The organism is Variovorax sp. 679, assembly GCF_003952185.1.
Lineage (GTDB): Bacteria > Pseudomonadota > Gammaproteobacteria > Burkholderiales > Burkholderiaceae_C > Variovorax.
This window is the reverse complement of the sequence record NZ_RXFS01000003.1, coordinates 34536-50875: the sequence shown is the minus strand read 5'-3', so window position 1 is coordinate 50875 and position 16340 is coordinate 34536. Positions and strand designations below refer to the sequence as shown.

The window sequence follows — 16340 nt, the reverse complement described above, 5'->3', positions numbered from 1 at the left end:
CGGGCTGTCATCATGACGACGTCCACCCGCAAGCGTTCGATTCCCCGTCAGCGCCAGCCCGAGCTGGAGCGCGACTTCACGCGCTCCCCTTCGCTGGGCTACGAGACCCCCGAAGAGACCGGCCTGGTGCGCTGCCTCGCGCACGGTTTCCCGAGCCCGCTGGTGCGATGGCACTTCCATGAAGACTACGAGCTGCACCTGATCACCGAGACCTCGGGCAAGGCCTTCATCGGCGACTGGATCGGGCCCTTCCAGCCCGGGCACCTGGTGCTGTGCGGGCCGCGGCTGCCGCACAACTGGATCTCGCTCGACGTGCCCGAGGGCGGCGCGGCGGGGCGCGACCGGGTGATCCAGTTCCGCCACGAGCCCATCGAGCACGCGGCGGCGCAGATTCCCGAGCTGCGCGAGGTGATGCAGCTGCTGGAGCGGGCGCGCCACGGCATCGAGTTCTTCGGCATGTCGCAGCAGGCGCAGTCGCACTGGGACAGCATCAAGGCCGCGCGCGGCGTGCGCCGCCTGGGCCTGTTCCTCGACTTCATGGCCGACCTGGCGCAATGCACCGACTACCGGCTGCTGTCGAGCGTGCAGATGCAGGGTGCGCAAGGCGCGGACGGCGACGCGCAGGTCGACCAGATCAACGGCATCGTCAACCGCATCACCAACAACATGGCCGACCCGATCTCGATGTCGGACGTGGCGGCCGAGCTGGGCATGAGCGAGAGCCGCTTCAGCCGCTTCTTCCGGCGCTCCACCGGCAACAGCTTCACCGACTTCGTCAACCGCGTGCGCATCAACAGCGCCTGCCACCTGCTGATGCAGACCGATCACTACGTGACCGACATCTGCTACCAGGTGGGCTTCAACAACGTGGCGAACTTCAACCGCCGCTTTCTCGAGATCAAGGGCATGACGCCCAGCGAATTCCGAAAGCAGGCCGACACGCGCTTCGGCAGCGGCATCCCTTCCTAAGCACCGACACAAAACCAGGGGGCTCATCTTGTATCTGGGACTCGACCTCGGCACGTCCGAGCTCAAGGCGCTCTTGCTCGCCGACGATCACCGCATCGTGGGCGTGGCCCGCGCGCCGCTCACGGTCGAACGGCCGCATCCGCTGTGGTCGGAGCAGGCGCCGCAGCAGTGGTGGCATGCGCTCGAGGAGGTGATGCGTGCGCTCGGCAAGGCGCATCCCGAAGAACTCGCAGCGGTGCGCGCGATCGGCCTTTCGGGGCAGATGCATGGCGCAACGCTGCTCGACGAAGCGGGCGAGGTGCTGCGACCGGCGATCCTGTGGAACGACGGCCGCAGCGGCGCGCAATGCGAGGCGCTTTCGCGCGCCGTGCCGAGGCTGGGCGAGATCGCGGGCAATCTCGCGATGCCGGGATTCACCGCGCCCAAGCTGCTGTGGGTACGCGAGCATGAGCCTGAAGTCTTCAGCCGCGTCGCGCGCGTGCTGCTGCCGAAGGACTGGCTGCGCTTCATGCTCAGCGGCGAGGCGGTCAGCGAGATGTCGGACGCGGCAGGCACGCTGTGGCTCGACGTGGGGGCGCGCGACTGGTCCGATGAGCTGCTCGCGGCCACGGGGCTCACGCGTGCGCACATGCCGCGGCTGGTCGAGGGCAGCGAGGTGTCGGCGTTGCTCAAGCCCGAACTGGCGGCGCGCTGGGGCCTGCGCGACGACGTGAAGATCGCGGGTGGTGCGGGCGACAACGCAGCCAGCGCGGTCGGCATGGGGCTGGTCGAACCGGGGCAGGGCTTTGTCTCGCTCGGTACTTCGGGCGTGGTGTTCGTGTCGACCGACCGCTTCCTGCCGAACCCGGCGCAGGCGATGCATGCCTTCTGCCATGCGCTGCCGAAGCGATGGCACCAGATGTCGGTGATGCTCTCGGCCGCGAGCGCGGTGAGCTGGGCTGCAAAGACTTTCAGATTCGCCGACGAGGCTGCGCTGCTCGAAGCGGCGGCGAGCGTTTCGCCGTCACAGCGCGAGCGTTGCCCGCTCTTCCTGCCGTACCTCTCGGGCGAACGCTCACCGCACAACAACCCGAACGCGCAGGGCGTGCTGTTCGGTCTGACGCATGCGCACGGCCCGGCGGAGATCGCCTACGCCGTGGTCGAAGGCGTGAGCTTCGGCCTGCGCGACGGCTTCGACACCCTGCGGCTGCCTGCCGACATGCCGCTGCGCGAGATGGCGCTTGTCGGCGGTGGTGCACGCAGCGTGTGGTGGGGACAGCTGCTGGCCGACATCTTCGGCGTGACGCTCACGCTCTATGCGGGCAGCGAGACCGGCGGGGCGCTGGGCGCGGCTCGGCTGGCATGGCTGGCCGATGGCGGCGAGGTCGCAAAGGTGTGCACGCTGCCGCCGGTGAAGCAGCAGTTGATGCCGTCGACCGAGGACACCGACGCCCGCAGGACAAGGCACGCGCGCTTCCAGGCGCTGTACAAATCACTGCGAGACCAGTTTCAGTAAACGGCACGATTGCCACGACCATGAAAAAAAGCCCGTCGCAGACGGGCTTTTTTCATTTCGCGGGACACCGCGGATCCGGCTTCGCCGGTCCGCAGGTGTCGCCCCCGGTAGGGGGTAGGCGTAGCGGACACGAAGTGCCGCGCAGCCTGGGGGCGAGCAATTACATGCCCATGCCGCCCATGCCACCCATGCCGCCCATGTCGGGCATGCCGCCGCCGGCAGGAGCGTCGTCCTTCGGAGCGTCAGCCACCATGGCTTCGGTCGTCAGCAGCAGCGAGGACACCGAAGCGGCGTTCTGCAGTGCGGTGCGGGTGACCTTCGTCGGGTCCAGGATGCCCAGCTCGAGCATGTCGCCGTACGTGTCGTTGGCGGCATTGAAACCGTAGTTGCCCTTGCCGGCCAGAACCGCGTTCACCACCACCGAGGCTTCGCCGCCGGCGTTGTTCACGATTTCGCGCAGGGGAGCTTCGATGGCCTTCAGCACCAGCTTGATGCCGGCGTCCTGGTCGGCGTTGTCGCCCTTGACGCGGTCGCCCACGGCTTGCTTGGCACGCAGCAGAGCCACGCCGCCGCCAGCCACGACGCCTTCTTCCACTGCAGCGCGGGTAGCGTGCAGGGCGTCTTCGACGCGAGCCTTCTTTTCCTTCATTTCGACTTCGGTGGCGGCGCCAACCTTGATCACTGCAACACCGCCGGCCAGCTTGGCCACGCGCTCTTGCAGCTTTTCACGGTCGTAGTCGCTCGTGGCTTCTTCGATCTGCACGCGCACTTGCTTCACGCGGGCTTCGATGTCGCCAGCGGCGCCGGCGCCGTCGATGATGATCGTGTTTTCCTTGCCCACTTCGATGCGCTTGGCCTGGCCCAGGTCGGCCAGCGTCACCTTCTCGAGCGTCAGGCCCACTTCTTCAGCGATGACCTTGCCGCCCGTCAGGATGGCGATGTCTTCCAGCATGGCCTTGCGACGGTCGCCGAAGCCAGGAGCCTTGACGGCCACGACCTTCAGGATGCCGCGGATCGTGTTCACGACCAGCGTAGCCAGGGCTTCGCCTTCGACTTCTTCGGCAATGATCAGCAGGGGACGGCCAGCCTTGGCGACTTGTTCCAGCGTGGGGAGCAGGTCACGGATGTTGCTGATCTTCTTGTCGAACAGCAGCACGAAGGGGTTGTCGAGCAGCGCCGATTGCTTCTCGGGGTTGTTGATGAAGTAGGGCGACAGGTAGCCGCGGTCGAATTGCATGCCTTCGACGACGTCCAGTTCGCTTTCGAGCGACTTGCCGTCTTCGACAGTGATCACGCCTTCCTTGCCGACCTTGTCCATCGCGTCGGCGATGAGCTTGCCGATGGTTTCGTCGCTGTTGGCCGAGATCGAGCCGACTTGAGCGATTTCCTTCGACGTGGTGGTGGGCTTCGAAGCCTTCTTCAGCTCTTCGACCAGGGCCGACACGGCCTTGTCGATGCCGCGCTTCAGGTCCATCGGGTTGATGCCGGCGGCCACGTACTTGAAGCCTTCGCGAACGATGGCCTGAGCCAGCACGGTCGCGGTGGTGGTGCCGTCACCGGCGTTGTCGCTGGTCTTGGAGGCCACTTCCTTCACGAGCTGGGCGCCCATGTTCTGCAGCTTGTCCTTGAGTTCGATTTCCTTGGCGACCGACACGCCGTCCTTCGTGACGGTGGGGGCGCCGAACGAGCGCTCGAGCACCACGTTGCGGCCCTTGGGGCCCAGGGTCACCTTGACTGCGTTGGCGAGGATGTTCACACCCTCGACCATGCGTGCGCGGGCTTCGCCGCCGAAGACTACGTCTTTTGCTGCCATGTTCTATTACTCCGAATGGGGATCTGTTGAATTACTTCTCGACGACTGCGAACAGGTCGTCTTCCTTCATGACGAGCAGCTCGTCACCGCCGACCTTGACGGTCTGGCCGCTGTACTTGCCGAACAGGACGCGGTCGCCGACCTTCACGGTCAGTGCGGCCAGCTCGCCCTTGTCGTTGCGCTTGCCCGGGCCCACGGCCAGGACTTCACCCTGATCGGGCTTCTCGGCGGCTGCGTCGGGGATCACGATGCCCGATGCGGTCTTGGTTTCGCTGTCAACACGCTTGACGATCACGCGATCGGCCAAAGGACGAAGTTTCATTGCATCTCCTGGATGTATGGATAAGAAACGGGTTTGTGGTCGGGTGCCGGACCGGAGACCGGCAGCCCATCGACTGGAAGCGAGAGCCTGTTAGCACTCATCAGCAGCGAGTGCTAATCATAAGGGCAATCGATGACGTTTCAAGGCTGCGGGGCGGCGCCGAGGGTGTCGGTTCTCAGCTAACTCAGAACTCTTCTCAGCTAACTCGGAACTGCACGACCGTACTTTTTAAGGGGGCGGTGTCGTGGCAGACAGCAGGGCGATATACCTAGGCGTCCGATCGACCGAACTTCATTTGAAATTTATCCGGATAAAACTCGATCCAAGGGGGGCGTGGGAGATCGCCGAAAAGGTGGCCCATAGGGTGTGGGCAGAGCCAAATACAGCCCTCATTCTTCATCGGTCGCTCACGTTTGACTCAGCTTCCGCTTAAAGACTGAATGCTGTCGGTCGCAGAAGTTGCCGTGAACGACAGCTAACAACAGCAGCCGACTTTGGGCAATGCTGGAATCATTGCTGTGGAACGCCTCTGGACCTTGGTTGGTGCGCCATTGAAAATTGGTTATTGATCTCCATGGAATCCTGACCCGGCATTTCCGCCGAATACCGAGAGCATCTGGGACCGCTGGTAGAAATCAGCCCAAGTTTCTATTCGCATCTCCCTCGGGTCAGGGTCGGCGAAATCCAACAGATAGTCGGCGCTTGGCGCTGGCGATTGGCCCGCGACCGGCCTCGTCTACCGCAGTTGCGTCGGTGCTTGACGAAGGATGGGACGCCGGCGCTACAGTTTCTCGAAGTTGGTTCAGCACCCAATTGGGCCGGTCCGCGCAGGCCATTTCTTCGGGCCGTTTCTTCATGCTCTCGATGGCCACGATCAGCTGCGCCTTGTTATGCGCCAGCCGCTGTTGCAACAGCTCGATCTCGGCAACCTTGCGCTGCAGGCTTTCCAACAGGGCGTCGTGCTGCCACGTCGCCTGGGAGTCAGGCAGAAGGCTCCGAATTTCGTCGAGCGAGAAGCCCGCACTCTGGGCACTGGCAATGATTTCCAGCATCCAGAGCGCCTCCGGCCCGTACTGGCGGTAGCCGTTTTCCCTGCGCTCGACTGTGCTGAGCAGGCCGCTCTTCTCGTAGAAGCGGATGCGTGAAGCTGCCAGACCGGTGCGCTTGGCCAGTTCGCCGATCTTCATCTGGACATCCAAGAAGTGTCGCTTGACATTGAACTTAACTTTAACCTTAGAGTTCTGGCATTGTCAATCTGTCGGGTGAATTCCATGAATGCCAGAACTCTTGCAGCGTCGGTCGGTGTGGCCATCAGCCTGTTCACGGGGGCCTCCTGGGCCGCCGGCGCTGTGTCCACAGATCAGCCGGAAAGTACGACCATCGATATCGCCGGACATCCGGTCCCGGTGATGAAAGGCGGACTGTATGACCGCTATCGCTCGAATCCACCGCTGTCGGTCGTCGAGGCAGAGGCGCCGGATGTCGACATGAGCTGGTTCAAGCAGCTCCAGAAGGAACGGGTGGACATCGGCTTCGAGTCCTATTCGCCGAACTTCTATTACAAGAACAGCCGCGTGACCGCCATCTTCACGGCGGACCTGGACCAGCTCAAGTCGCTGATGCCGGCCGAGGTGCTGGCGCAGGTCCAGCCACTGCAGGTCTGGCCTGGCCGAGGTCTGGTCGCGCTCACGGCCTACAGCTACCGCTACTGCGACAACGACAGCTACAACGAGATCGGCCTGTCCGTCGTCACCAGCAAGCCGGGCTCCTCCAGCTTCGGCCCTTTCACGCTGCTCGGCCAGTCGGTGTCCAACGACTTCTGGGGCTACGTTCTCAAGCTGCCCGTGAACACGGAACTGGCCCGCGTACGCGGCGTGGTGGGCTACAACCTGCCCAAGTGGCTGACGGACATCCGCTACGAGGAGACCGGCAACTCGGTTGTCGTCGAAATCTTCGATGCGCAAACCAGGCAATTGGACGTCACCCTTGAAACCCGCAAGCTCGATGAGCTGTCCGGCAAGGAGTCCATGGTCAGGAACAGCTTCACCAACATCGACCAGAAGGGGCGGCTCACGACCGGCTACGCCGTCTCGCGCCAACTCAGCCATGCCAGCAGCACCAGCGCAGACTCGGTGAGGCTCGGGCTGACCGAAGGCAGCCTGTCGACCTACATCAAGGCGCTGAAGCTCGGCAAGCTGGTGAAGTACGAGTACGTGCCGGAGTTCCAGAGCGCGCTCTACTCGCCCAAGCCGTTGTGACCCGCTGGCCGTCTTCCCGTTGAGCAGAGGAGCCAACATGCAAACCATCCTGGGTGCCACCGGCCAGATCGCCGTGGAACTCGCATGCGAACTGCAGCGCACGACCGCGGGAGACCTGCGTCTCGTGAGCCGCAGTCCGCGAAAGGTCAACGACACCGACATCCTTACGCCCGCGGACCTGCTCGATGCCGGGCAGGCAGCCGAGGCGGTAAAAGGCAGCAGCATCGTCTATTTCACAGCTGGCCTGCCGCCCGACACCGTGCTGTGGGAGACACAGTTCCCGTTGATGCTGCGCAACGCGCTGGCCGCCACCCGCGCCGCAGGTGCCAAGTTCGTCTACTTCGACAACACCTACATGTATCCGCAGGACGACCGCGTGCTGACCGAGGACGCGCCCTTCGCACCGGTCGGCCGCAAGGGGCGGGTGCGCGCCGAGATGGCCTCCATGGTGCTGCAGGAGATGGCGCGGGGCGACATTCCGGTTCTCATCGGCCGGGCACCCGAGTTCTACGGTCCGGGCAAGACGCAGAGCATCACCAACACGCTGATCATCGACAAGCTCAAGGCCGGCGAGGCGCCACGAGTGCCGGTGCGCGACGACACGCGCCGCACGCTGATCTGGACACCCGACGCCAGCCGCGCGCTGGCGGCCCTGGGCAATGCGCCTGATGCGTTCGGGCAGACCTGGCACCTGCCCTGCGATGACGATCGCCTCACCTACCGGCAGTTCGTTGCACTGGCGGCGGAGGTCTTCGGCACGCCTGCCGCGTACAAGGTGCTCGGCAGGTGGACGCTGACAGCCGCGGGCCTGGTCTCCACCCAGGTGCGCGAATTGCGCGAACTGCTGCCGCGGTACGAGCGCGACAATCTCTTCGACTCCACGAAGTTCAAGCGCCGGTTTCCCGAGTTCGAAGTGACGACGTATCGACGCGGGCTGGAGTCGATCCGCAACGAGTCCCGCCGCCAAGCTGCCTGAAAGAAAGGTGCCATCGATGACCCGCCGCATCCTGCTCGTCGTGACCAACGTGGCTCATTTCGACGACCCAGCCGAGCCTACGGGCCTGTGGCTGTCGGAGCTCACGCACGCCTACGACATCTTTGCCGCGCAAGGCTATGAGCAGCGGCTCGTCAGCGTCAAGGGTGGCCTGTCGCCGCTGGAGCCGCGTTCCCTCAAGTGGCCCAACCTCGATGTGTCTGCCAAGCGCTGGCTGGCGGACCCGGCCTTCATGGCGCTGCTGTCCAACACCGCCCGGCCCGACGAGATCGACCCCAAGGACTTCGATGCGATCTACTTCACCGGCGGCCATGCGGTGATGTACGACTTCCCCGACGACGAGGAGCTGCAACGCCTCACGCGCGACATCTACGAGCGCGGCGGTGTCGTCGCGTCGGTGTGTCATGGGTACTGCGGGCTGCTGAACACCAGGCTGTCCGACGGCTCGCTGCTGGTCGCCGGGCGCAGGCTCACGGGCTTTTCGTGGACTGAGGAAGTCCTCGCCGGGGTCGCGAAGCAGGTGCCCTACAACGCCGAGGAGGAGATGAAGCGGCGCGGTGCGAGGTTCGAGAAAGCCCTGTTGCCGTTCGTCCCCAAGGCAGTCGTGGACGGCCGACTGGTGACTGGCCAGAACCCGCAGTCGGCCAAGGTGACGGCCGAAAGGGTCGTGGCGCTGCTCTGAGCCGCTTCGAGGTTTGCGGCGCGCACTGAAGCGGGTGCGCACGGGCGCTCGCATAACCTCGCGAACGCCCGCGATGCCGGATTCAGGTTGAAGCGAGGCTCATGCGCGGATGAAAGCCAGCAGGTCGGCGTTGATGACCTCCGCGTTCACCGTGCACATGCCGTGCGAGAACCCGGGATAGATCTTGAGTTCGCTGTTCTTGATCAGCTTGGCTTGCAGCAGCGCGCCGGTCTTGTAGGGAACGACCTGGTCGTCGTCGCCCGCCATGACGAGCGTCGGCACCTCGATGGCCTTCAGGTCTTCCGTCTGGTCGGTCTCCGAGAACGCCTTGATGCCCTCGTAGTGGGCCTTGGTGCTGCCCATCATGCCCTGGCGCCACCAGTTGTCGATGACCCCCTGCGAGACCTTGGCACCCGGGCGATTGAACCCGTAGAACGGGCCCGCTGGAACGTCGATGAAGAACTGAGCCCGATTGGCCGCCAGCGCAGCGCGAAAGCCATCGAACACTTCGACCGGCGTGCCGTCGGGGTTGCTGCCCGTTTTCACCATCAACGGCGGCACCGCGCTGATCAGCACGGCCTTGGCGACGCGCTTCTGCGGTTGTCCGTGCTTCGCGACGTAGCGCGCGACCTGACCGCCGCCGGTGGAGTGGCCGATATGGACCGAGTTCTTCAGATCCAGATGCTCCACGACGGCGGACGCATCGGCTGCGTAATGATCCATGTCATGCCCTTCGCTCACCTGCGTCGACCGGCCGTGGCCGCGGCGGTCGTGCGCAATGACCCGAAATCCTTTGGAGACAAAGAACAGCAATTGCGCGTCCCAATCGTCCGCACTGAGGGGCCAGCCGTGATGGAACACCAGGGGCTGCGCATCTTTCGGCCCCCAATCCTTGTAGAAGATCTCGACTCCGTCCTTGGTCGTCACGTACGTCATGGTCTTGGCTCCTTGCGTTGCAGAAGATTGAGAGGGTGTTTCGACTTGGTCAGGTGATAGCGGAGGGTCTGTGGACACCCGCGATGATTGCCAAGTCGCCCGCAAAGATAAGCCTGAAGTGGACTTGAATGTCAACGCGATTCCACATTAGATGAGATTGGGCCTGACCTGCCCGATTTCTCCGAGACACTGATCGTCACATGTACGCAGCGCTCTGCAGTCGCCCGAGCAGCTGAGACACCATGGTCTGGCCTCCTGCCGCACCCGCCCATCGTGGTATGCGTGCTTCAGACTGATCTCGGCCACTCGCGTCTAAAAGCCGAACGGCAGGGATGCCCCCGAGATCCGCCCTCCGGGTTCTCTGGGGCGGATGTATCGCAGGCGTCGTGGCCGTGGGCGGACTGGTGCTACGCGCAGCGCACGCGAACTCTGCGGTCTCGGCCAGAGGTTGCGCCCGCTGACGCGACTAGCCGGTTATCTTCTGGGCCGCAGCACATCGCTGCTGGCGGAAGATTTGCAACCGCTGCCCGAGAGCCTCTTCAGTGTCTACGCTCTGGCTTTGCCGCACGGTCAGCGCCATTAGCAGGCGCCCCACGGCGCCGAAGTCTGCCAGTTGCGCGTCGCTGAGCGCACGCTGATGGCACATCGCCCTCGCGCGCACGCTGCCGACGAACTGCGCGGCCGGTTGCTGGGGCTGTGCCTAGCGCTGACCACCCAGGAGCTCCAAGTGTGCCTGCGGCTGCTCGGTATGACGCAGAAGGGCCTCGCCGCGGACATGGGGCTGGCGTTGCCCACGGTCAAGACCTGCCGCGACCGTGCATTCGGTCGGCTCGGCATCCACTTTCGCAGCGAGTTGTTCGCGCTGATGTTGCTCGAACGCGCTCTGCGGAATCGACGCGCCCAGGCGCGTTAGCGCGTCGGTCCGGCCATTGCGCTGGCGTTCAAGGATCAGAAGTTGTCTGACATGCCTGCGCCGGCGCGGCGCGGTAGATTTTTGTCCCCGCGGCACCACCGCGGACTTGCTGTAAACCTCAGCCCGGTCGCGTGCGGCCGGGCTTTTTTCGTGTCGGCCTGCGTTTCGCGCGGGTGTCGGAAAACGCCTCTTGAAAATCGATTTGGAGGCTCCTATGTTCGCTTGCGTCGGAAATTGGTCAACCGAAAAGGAGGTATTCAATGGCCATGAACTTGCTCAAGCAAATTGCCGGCTCTCGCTTGCCTGTCTCGTTCTATCGCACCGCGGACATCGATCAGGTGCGGGTGCTTCGGGCCGCCGGGCTCGTCGTTGCCCTGATCCCCGCGCCCTCGAACTCGCCCACGCTGTCTGGCTCCCCTTCGGCCGCCCAGGTGCTGGCCATCACGCAGAAGGGGCGCGAGGAGTTGGCGAAATTCTCGTACCCGCAGTCGCGCACCGCGCGCTGGCGACAGCGACCCTCCCGGATCTTTGCACGGCACCGCGCGGACAGCGATGGCGCTGCGCGGCCGACGGGCACGCACGGCCTGCCCCAGTGAGGGCAGCTCGATTCTGTTCAGGTTCAATTGATTTGACAGGAGGTTTCCCATGTACCGATCTTTCTTCCCGCGCGACATGCTGGCCGAAATGGATCGCCTGCAACGGGACATGCAGCAGGCGTTCGATCTGTCACCCACCATTCGCGGCTACGGCAGCAACGGATTTCCCGCGTTGAACGTGGGCGCCACGCCGCAGGCGCTGGAGATCTTCGCGTTCGCCCCCGGCGTCGACCCGGCCACGCTGGAGATCAACCTCGAGCGTGGTCTCATGACCATCGCGGGCGAGCGCAAGAGCCTGCTTCCCGATGCGCAGGCCAAGTCGGCCGTGCACATCAACGAGCGCTTCGAGGGGCCGTTTCGCCGTGTCCTCACGCTGCCGGACGATGCCGATCCGGAGGCCGTCGAGGCCCGGCTGCGCGACGGTGTACTGCGCATCACGGTCCGCCGCCGGGCCTCGGCACAGCCACGGCGCATCGCCGTCCAGTGAAACAAGGAGATGAACATCATGAGCAATGACGTACAGACCGCATCGCCCAGCGAGCCGGAGCCCATGGATCGTGGGCAGGCGCCACGCTATCAGGGCGCGGCCCTCACGCCACCTGTCGACGTGGTGGAAGACGCCGGGGGCATCACGCTCTACGCCGATCTGCCCGGTGTGTCGCGCGACAAGCTGAATCTTCATGTCGAGGCGGAGACCTTGACCATCGAGGCGGAGTCGGGCCTGAGCGTGCCGGATGACCTGAAGACCAGCCACACCGAGGTCGGCCTGGGTCGGTTTCGCCGCGTCTTCACGCTCAGCAAGGAACTGGACACCGAGAAGGTGTCCGCCGAGCTGGCGCAGGGCGTGTTGAAACTGCGTATCCCCAAGGCCGAGCACGCCAAGCCGCGGCGAATCAATGTTGAAGTCGGATGAACCGTAAGGCGAGGGCGCCCGAAGGCGCTCTCGAGTGGACGTCAACCCGCACAGCCGGCAAATCGTGCCGCGCCCGCGCCCGCCGGCGGGCGCGGGCGTTGCGTTCGGCTGCAGCCACGGGTGAGGGAACGAACGCCCGCTCTTGCGGCATGCAGACCGCTGAGCCTAGTCTGCATTCTTGTGCTCCTTTGTGGCCGGCCATCGCGCCAAGTCCACGCACGGGCCGCGCACGAAGCAGCGTCGGCCCGTAGGCGCAGCAGTCCCTGTGGGCGCTCTCCGGCCCTATCGTGATTGCCGGCCGCACCCTGACGTATCGGTGGCATGGTGGCACGAGTTCGCGGATGTGCTCCGAGAACAGTGCGGCGGGCGCAATGCCAAAGACTGATCCAGCGAAAGCAGTCGCGGTCTCTTCTCACTCGTCCGACGGCCAGTTGCGATGCCGCGCGTGCGATAAAGGGGCCCGCATTCCGCGTGGATCGGTCTTTCTAGCGCTGTCGCCGGGTAGTCGGTGTCGCGGCTCCTTCCACAGGACTCGTGAGAGTGCGATCGAGCTTAAAGCAGACGTCGGTCGCTTCGCAGGCGATGTCTGCAATCGCTGCATAGCTGTCCTTCGTGTACGCCCCCTCCAGACAGGTTGCTGTCAGTGTGGCCCGCTGAACGTCTGCTGTGCGTCGCAACCGAACCCTCCGATAACCGAAGCAACCAGTTGCTGGTGCGTCCCTCGCTGCAGACAACGCTCGATCCTTCCATTTATGCTGTCGGCGACTGCGCGAGCCTAGTGCCTATCGGCGGTGATCTGCCGTTGCCGCCCACAGCACAGGTGGCGCATCAGCAGGCGCAGCACCTGATTCGTCACCTGCCTGCTGCGCTTGAGTACTGCACGCAGGTGCCGGATTTCAGCCACACCGACTTCGGTGCCCTGGTTTCCTTGGCCGATTACGACGCCTATGGTTCGCTGGGAAAAACGGGCATGTTCAAAGGTGTGACCTTCAAAGGACGTTTGGCCCAGCTCAGCCACGTGCTGCTGTATCGGAGCCATCAGGCCAGGCTGCATGGCTTCGCTCGAGGCAGCCTGCTGTGGCTGGTGGACCTGCTGAATGCACGACTGCGCCCTTCAGTGCGATTGGACTAGATAGGAAATTCATAGGAAGCCGGAACCCGTGGGGCTGTGGTCTTGCTCGTTCCGCGGAGAAGACCGGCCCTTGGTCTGATCCCGCTGTGGCGCATCGGCGGCCTTGTTCGTCGCTCATGCATTCGCAAAACGATCGTTGTAAAAAATCATGTGATTTGCTAGTCTTTGACTTTTTGCTTTGAGTTGGGAGGTCGCGCCATGCAAGCATCAGACGGGAGATTCCACTGGGAGCGAAGCTGCCCTCGTCGAGGTCGCTTCACTTCGATAGTTGCCATGCAGGGGAGAAGGGGCATGCGGTGGGACCAAGAGAATGGGACATTGCCTCTTTGCAGAGGGATGAGATGCATCGATCGGCTGTTCGGCATGACCAGGAATGAGGCAGCATGAGCGCTGTCTTCCACCAAACCGATCCTTTAACTGCCGTCAGCCGCATTGATTTTGGCCGCGTCTCGGTTTTCTTCGGCGAGAAGAATGGCAAGTATCCCGATGGCAACCAAGTGCTCATACGTGGCACCGATACGCGCGCCGCTTTCGATACGCCGATCGTTGCCAACCACATCGGTCCCGAGTTCGACGCCACCGAGTTGGTGGTCATGGGGCATGTGCACGAAGACCACATGGCTGGGCTGCACCGTCTGCCCGCCGCGGCGGTGCATGTGCACGAAGCAGACTTGCCTGCGGCGCAAGGTTGGGACGGCATGCTCAAAGCCTTCGGCATGACCGATCCGGCCGTCATCCAAGACATGCTCGCCAAGTTCCAACGCGACTTCTTCTATGCTCCGCGACCTGATGCAAGAGGCTACGTGGACGGTGCGAGGTGGGACCTGGGCCGGACGGGCATCCGGGCCTTTCACATGCCCGGCCACACGGCCGGCCACACCGTGCTGCTGGTCGAGCCGGAGGGCGTTGCATTCATCGGCGACATCGACTTGACCGGCTTCGGTCCCTACTACGGCGACGCCGGCTCCAGCTTGCGGGATTTCCGCCGCAGTCTGGCGCGGCTGCCGGACATTCCGGCCAAGGTGTGGGTCACCTCGCACCACCGTGGCGTGTACACCGAGAGAGAGCGATTTCTGCGCGATCTCGCGGCCTTCGCCGCCAAGTTCGACGAGCGCGCGCAGCGGCTGCTGGACCTGCTGCGCGAATCGCCAAAGACGCTGGCGCAGCTGGCCCAGCATCGGATGCTGTATCCGCCGGGCTATGAAAGCCCCTGGGTGGTCGATGCGGAGACCCGCACCATCTCGCAACACCTGGTCGAGTTGCTGGCCGACGGGCAGGTGCAGGTCGACGGGCGGGGTGTCTATCGCACCGCTTGATGGCAGTCTTCGTGGTGCCCATGGGCGCCTACTAAACTGAGTACCGTGGGATCTTGGCCGACGAAACCGATCGCTTCGGTCCACGAGGAATGGATATGGATGTGCAAGTTGTTCGTGGATGACCTCAACGATGTCAGATAAGAAGACCAAGCCAGCGCACGGCGCCGGGGAGCGTGGGCAGACGCCGACAAGGGGGCGCCCCGCCGGCGACCCCGAAATCAAGCGCAAGGAGTTGCTCAGGGCTGCGGCATCGGTGATCGCACGGGAAGGCTATGCGAAGGCATCGCTGCGCACGGTCGCGCAGTACGCCGGGCACTCGACCGGTGCCGTGACGTACTACTTCGCAAACAAGGAGGAGCTCATCGTCGCGTTGCTGGAAAGCGCGTTCGATCGCTTCGATGCCATGCTGGAGTCGGTCCGGGAAAAGGGTGACATCCGGTTGCTCTTCGAACACTGGCTGCAGCTGAACGAGCGCAACACACGGTTCTGGCCTGCGACTTCTGAGTTGCTGGCGCAGGGGCGGTATGAGCCCGCATTCGCCGAGGTGATCGCCCGGCGCTATGCGCAATTTCGCAAAATCCAGACGTCGATCCTCAAGGAAGCGCAGGAGCAAGGGAGCGTTCGCTGCGACATTCCGGCCGACCTGCTTGCCGATCAACTCAGCGCGATGGGGGACGGCTGGATGCTGATGTATCCCGTCGAGCCCAAGCGCTTCACTTCCAAGCGGATCCGGGCGCTCATCGACGCTATAGGCGTCCTGATCGCTCCGGCATCTGGCGTGCAACCCGCACCCGGATCGCGCAGCGCGAACGCCGGCTAGGCCGCACTGTCATCTCTGCGCGCGCAGCGATGCTGCGCGTCGCTTCGGCGCCGGCCGCGATGGTGCCGTGGGGGCCGATTGCCCCTGATACCCGACACGAGAATTCGCAGCGACCCCTCGCTGCGGTGCAGTCGTGGCCGTCATGTTCTGGCAACAGCTTTCCTCGCGTCAGCTTCGTTTCCCCTTAGGGGGTCTAAATATTACACAACGAGTGTCATGTAAATATGGGATTTCATTAACAGAACGACTGTTGTGTAAAATTGGATGGATGGCTACAGTGAGGCATTCAGGGCAAGGAAATTTCTGCTGCCCGATCACAAAGGAGCCTCACCATGCTGACCACCCCCGAGATGCGCGACCAGTTCCGCAACGACGGTGCCACCGTCTTCAAGAACTGTCTCGACGAAACCCAACTGGCCCGGTGCTACGACGCCTTCAAGTGGGACATGGCCAACCCCGGTCCCCACGTCTACCGGGGCCTGAACGGGACTGCGCTGGAGACCCATATCGACAATGCCAACCCCGAGGCCAAGGCCAAGCTGGACGAACTGGCAGCGTCGCTGCCCTTCGGGCAGATCTTCCAGGAGCTGTGGGGCTCGGAGAACGTCTGGTACTTCGCCGAGGAGATCTTCGCCAAGGAAGGAGGCAAGAGCGGTCGTGGTCCCTGGCATCAGGACACGGCCAATCTGCCCTGGGCCGGCCGCCACTGGGGCAACGCCTGGATCACCTTCCAGAAGATTCCCAAGAGGAACTCGCTGGAGATCGTGCGCGGTTCGCACCTGGGCATCCAGTACGACGGCGCCAGCTTCATGAGCGCCGACGATCCGACGGATCCGCTCTACGGCGACGGCACCTACCCCCGCCTGCCGCACATCGACAAGGACTTGGCGCGTGACCCTACGTCGTGGGACATCGTCTCCTTCGACATCGACCCCGGTGACATCGTGTTCCTGCACCCGCGTTCGCTGCACGGCGGCGCCCCGGTCGACGCCGGCTGCCCCACCCGTCACACCCTGGTGATGCGCTTCTTCGGCGATGACGCCACCTTTCGGGAACTGCCCACTTGCAAGCCGAGCTATGCCCGCGTCGGTCCGCTCTTTCGCAAGGAAATGGCTCATTTCAGCCAGGGCGATTCGTTCCGCTCGCCCATCTTCCGCCAGGTTGCCGGCATCTGACATCAC

Annotated in this window: 15 protein-coding genes and 2 pseudogenes; 13 read left to right on the top strand and 4 right to left on the bottom strand. The window is 63.8% G+C overall.

Annotated features, from left to right (window positions below; translation table 11 throughout):
• Positions 1-12 precede the first annotated feature (12 nt).
• Positions 13-969 (top strand): AraC family transcriptional regulator, encoded by a 957-nt coding sequence (locus EJO71_RS07555; protein ID WP_125948583.1) that lies wholly within the window; start codon positions 13-15, stop codon positions 967-969.
• A gap of 28 nt (positions 970-997) precedes the next feature.
• The gene (gene xylB, locus EJO71_RS07550) at positions 998-2464 is read left to right on the top strand and encodes a xylulokinase (RefSeq protein WP_125948584.1); all 1467 of its coding nucleotides are present in this window, start codon (positions 998-1000) and stop codon (positions 2462-2464) included.
• Between the two features lie 160 nt (positions 2465-2624).
• On the opposite strand, the gene groL is transcribed toward xylB, so the two are convergent.
• From groL to EJO71_RS07535, 3 genes are all read right to left on the bottom strand, one after another.
• Positions 2625-4277: a chaperonin GroEL gene (gene groL, locus EJO71_RS07545; RefSeq protein ID WP_125948585.1), complete on the bottom strand. Its 1653-nt coding sequence runs from the start codon at positions 4275-4277 to the stop codon at positions 2625-2627.
• A gap of 31 nt (positions 4278-4308) precedes the next feature.
• The gene (locus EJO71_RS07540) at positions 4309-4599 is read right to left on the bottom strand and encodes a co-chaperone GroES (protein ID WP_007835162.1); all 291 of its coding nucleotides are present in this window, start codon (positions 4597-4599) and stop codon (positions 4309-4311) included.
• 668 nt (positions 4600-5267) lie between these two features.
• A complete protein-coding gene (locus EJO71_RS07535) occupies positions 5268-5786 on the bottom strand; it encodes a MerR family transcriptional regulator (protein ID WP_124458533.1) in 519 nt (172 codons plus the stop codon).
• Positions 5787-6008: 222 nt separating this feature from the next.
• On the opposite strand from EJO71_RS07535, the gene EJO71_RS07530 reads away from it, so the two are divergent.
• The 3 genes from EJO71_RS07530 to EJO71_RS07520 are packed head-to-tail and all read left to right on the top strand — an operon-like array spanning position 6009 to position 8533.
• The gene (locus EJO71_RS07530) at positions 6009-6857 is read left to right on the top strand and encodes an acetoacetate decarboxylase (ADC) (protein WP_124458532.1); all 849 of its coding nucleotides are present in this window, start codon (positions 6009-6011) and stop codon (positions 6855-6857) included.
• A 37-nt stretch (positions 6858-6894) separates the two neighbouring features.
• Positions 6895-7833: an NAD-dependent epimerase/dehydratase family protein gene (locus EJO71_RS07525; protein WP_125948586.1), complete on the top strand. Its 939-nt coding sequence runs from the start codon at positions 6895-6897 to the stop codon at positions 7831-7833.
• Positions 7834-7849: 16 nt separating this feature from the next.
• On the top strand, positions 7850-8533 hold the full coding sequence (locus tag EJO71_RS07520) for a type 1 glutamine amidotransferase domain-containing protein (RefSeq protein ID WP_124458569.1): 684 nt from the start codon (positions 7850-7852) through the stop codon (positions 8531-8533).
• A 99-nt stretch (positions 8534-8632) separates the two neighbouring features.
• Here EJO71_RS07520 and EJO71_RS07515 read toward each other — a convergent pair whose 3' ends face one another.
• Positions 8633-9469: an alpha/beta hydrolase gene (locus EJO71_RS07515; protein WP_124458530.1), complete on the bottom strand. Its 837-nt coding sequence runs from the start codon at positions 9467-9469 to the stop codon at positions 8633-8635.
• Positions 9470-10175: 706 nt separating this feature from the next.
• Here EJO71_RS07515 and EJO71_RS07510 point away from each other — a divergent pair.
• From EJO71_RS07510 to EJO71_RS07475, 8 genes and pseudogenes are all read left to right on the top strand, one after another.
• Positions 10176-10382, top strand: a pseudogene (locus EJO71_RS07510) (hypothetical protein); the annotation flags it as partial.
• Positions 10383-10642: 260 nt separating this feature from the next.
• Positions 10643-10978 (top strand): hypothetical protein, encoded by a 336-nt coding sequence (locus tag EJO71_RS07505; RefSeq protein WP_124458529.1) that lies wholly within the window; start codon positions 10643-10645, stop codon positions 10976-10978.
• A gap of 49 nt (positions 10979-11027) precedes the next feature.
• Positions 11028-11465 (top strand): Hsp20/alpha crystallin family protein, encoded by a 438-nt coding sequence (locus EJO71_RS07500; RefSeq protein ID WP_124458528.1) that lies wholly within the window; start codon positions 11028-11030, stop codon positions 11463-11465.
• Positions 11466-11528: 63 nt separating this feature from the next.
• Positions 11529-11891 carry an Hsp20/alpha crystallin family protein gene (locus EJO71_RS07495; protein ID WP_070059545.1) on the top strand — a complete coding sequence of 121 codons (363 nt, stop codon included), beginning with the start codon at positions 11529-11531 and terminating at the stop codon, positions 11889-11891.
• Between the two features lie 694 nt (positions 11892-12585).
• Positions 12586-13023 (top strand): annotated as a pseudogene (locus tag EJO71_RS07490) (NAD(P)/FAD-dependent oxidoreductase); the annotation flags it as partial.
• Positions 13024-13406: 383 nt separating this feature from the next.
• Complete coding sequence (locus EJO71_RS07485) at positions 13407-14339, top strand: MBL fold metallo-hydrolase (RefSeq protein ID WP_070064098.1); 933 nt, start codon at positions 13407-13409, stop codon at positions 14337-14339.
• A 130-nt stretch (positions 14340-14469) separates the two neighbouring features.
• Positions 14470-15159 (top strand): TetR/AcrR family transcriptional regulator, encoded by a 690-nt coding sequence (locus EJO71_RS07480; protein WP_125948588.1) that lies wholly within the window; start codon positions 14470-14472, stop codon positions 15157-15159.
• A 332-nt stretch (positions 15160-15491) separates the two neighbouring features.
• The gene (locus EJO71_RS07475) at positions 15492-16334 is read left to right on the top strand and encodes a phytanoyl-CoA dioxygenase family protein (RefSeq protein WP_062469658.1); all 843 of its coding nucleotides are present in this window, start codon (positions 15492-15494) and stop codon (positions 16332-16334) included.
• Positions 16335-16340 lie beyond the last annotated feature (6 nt).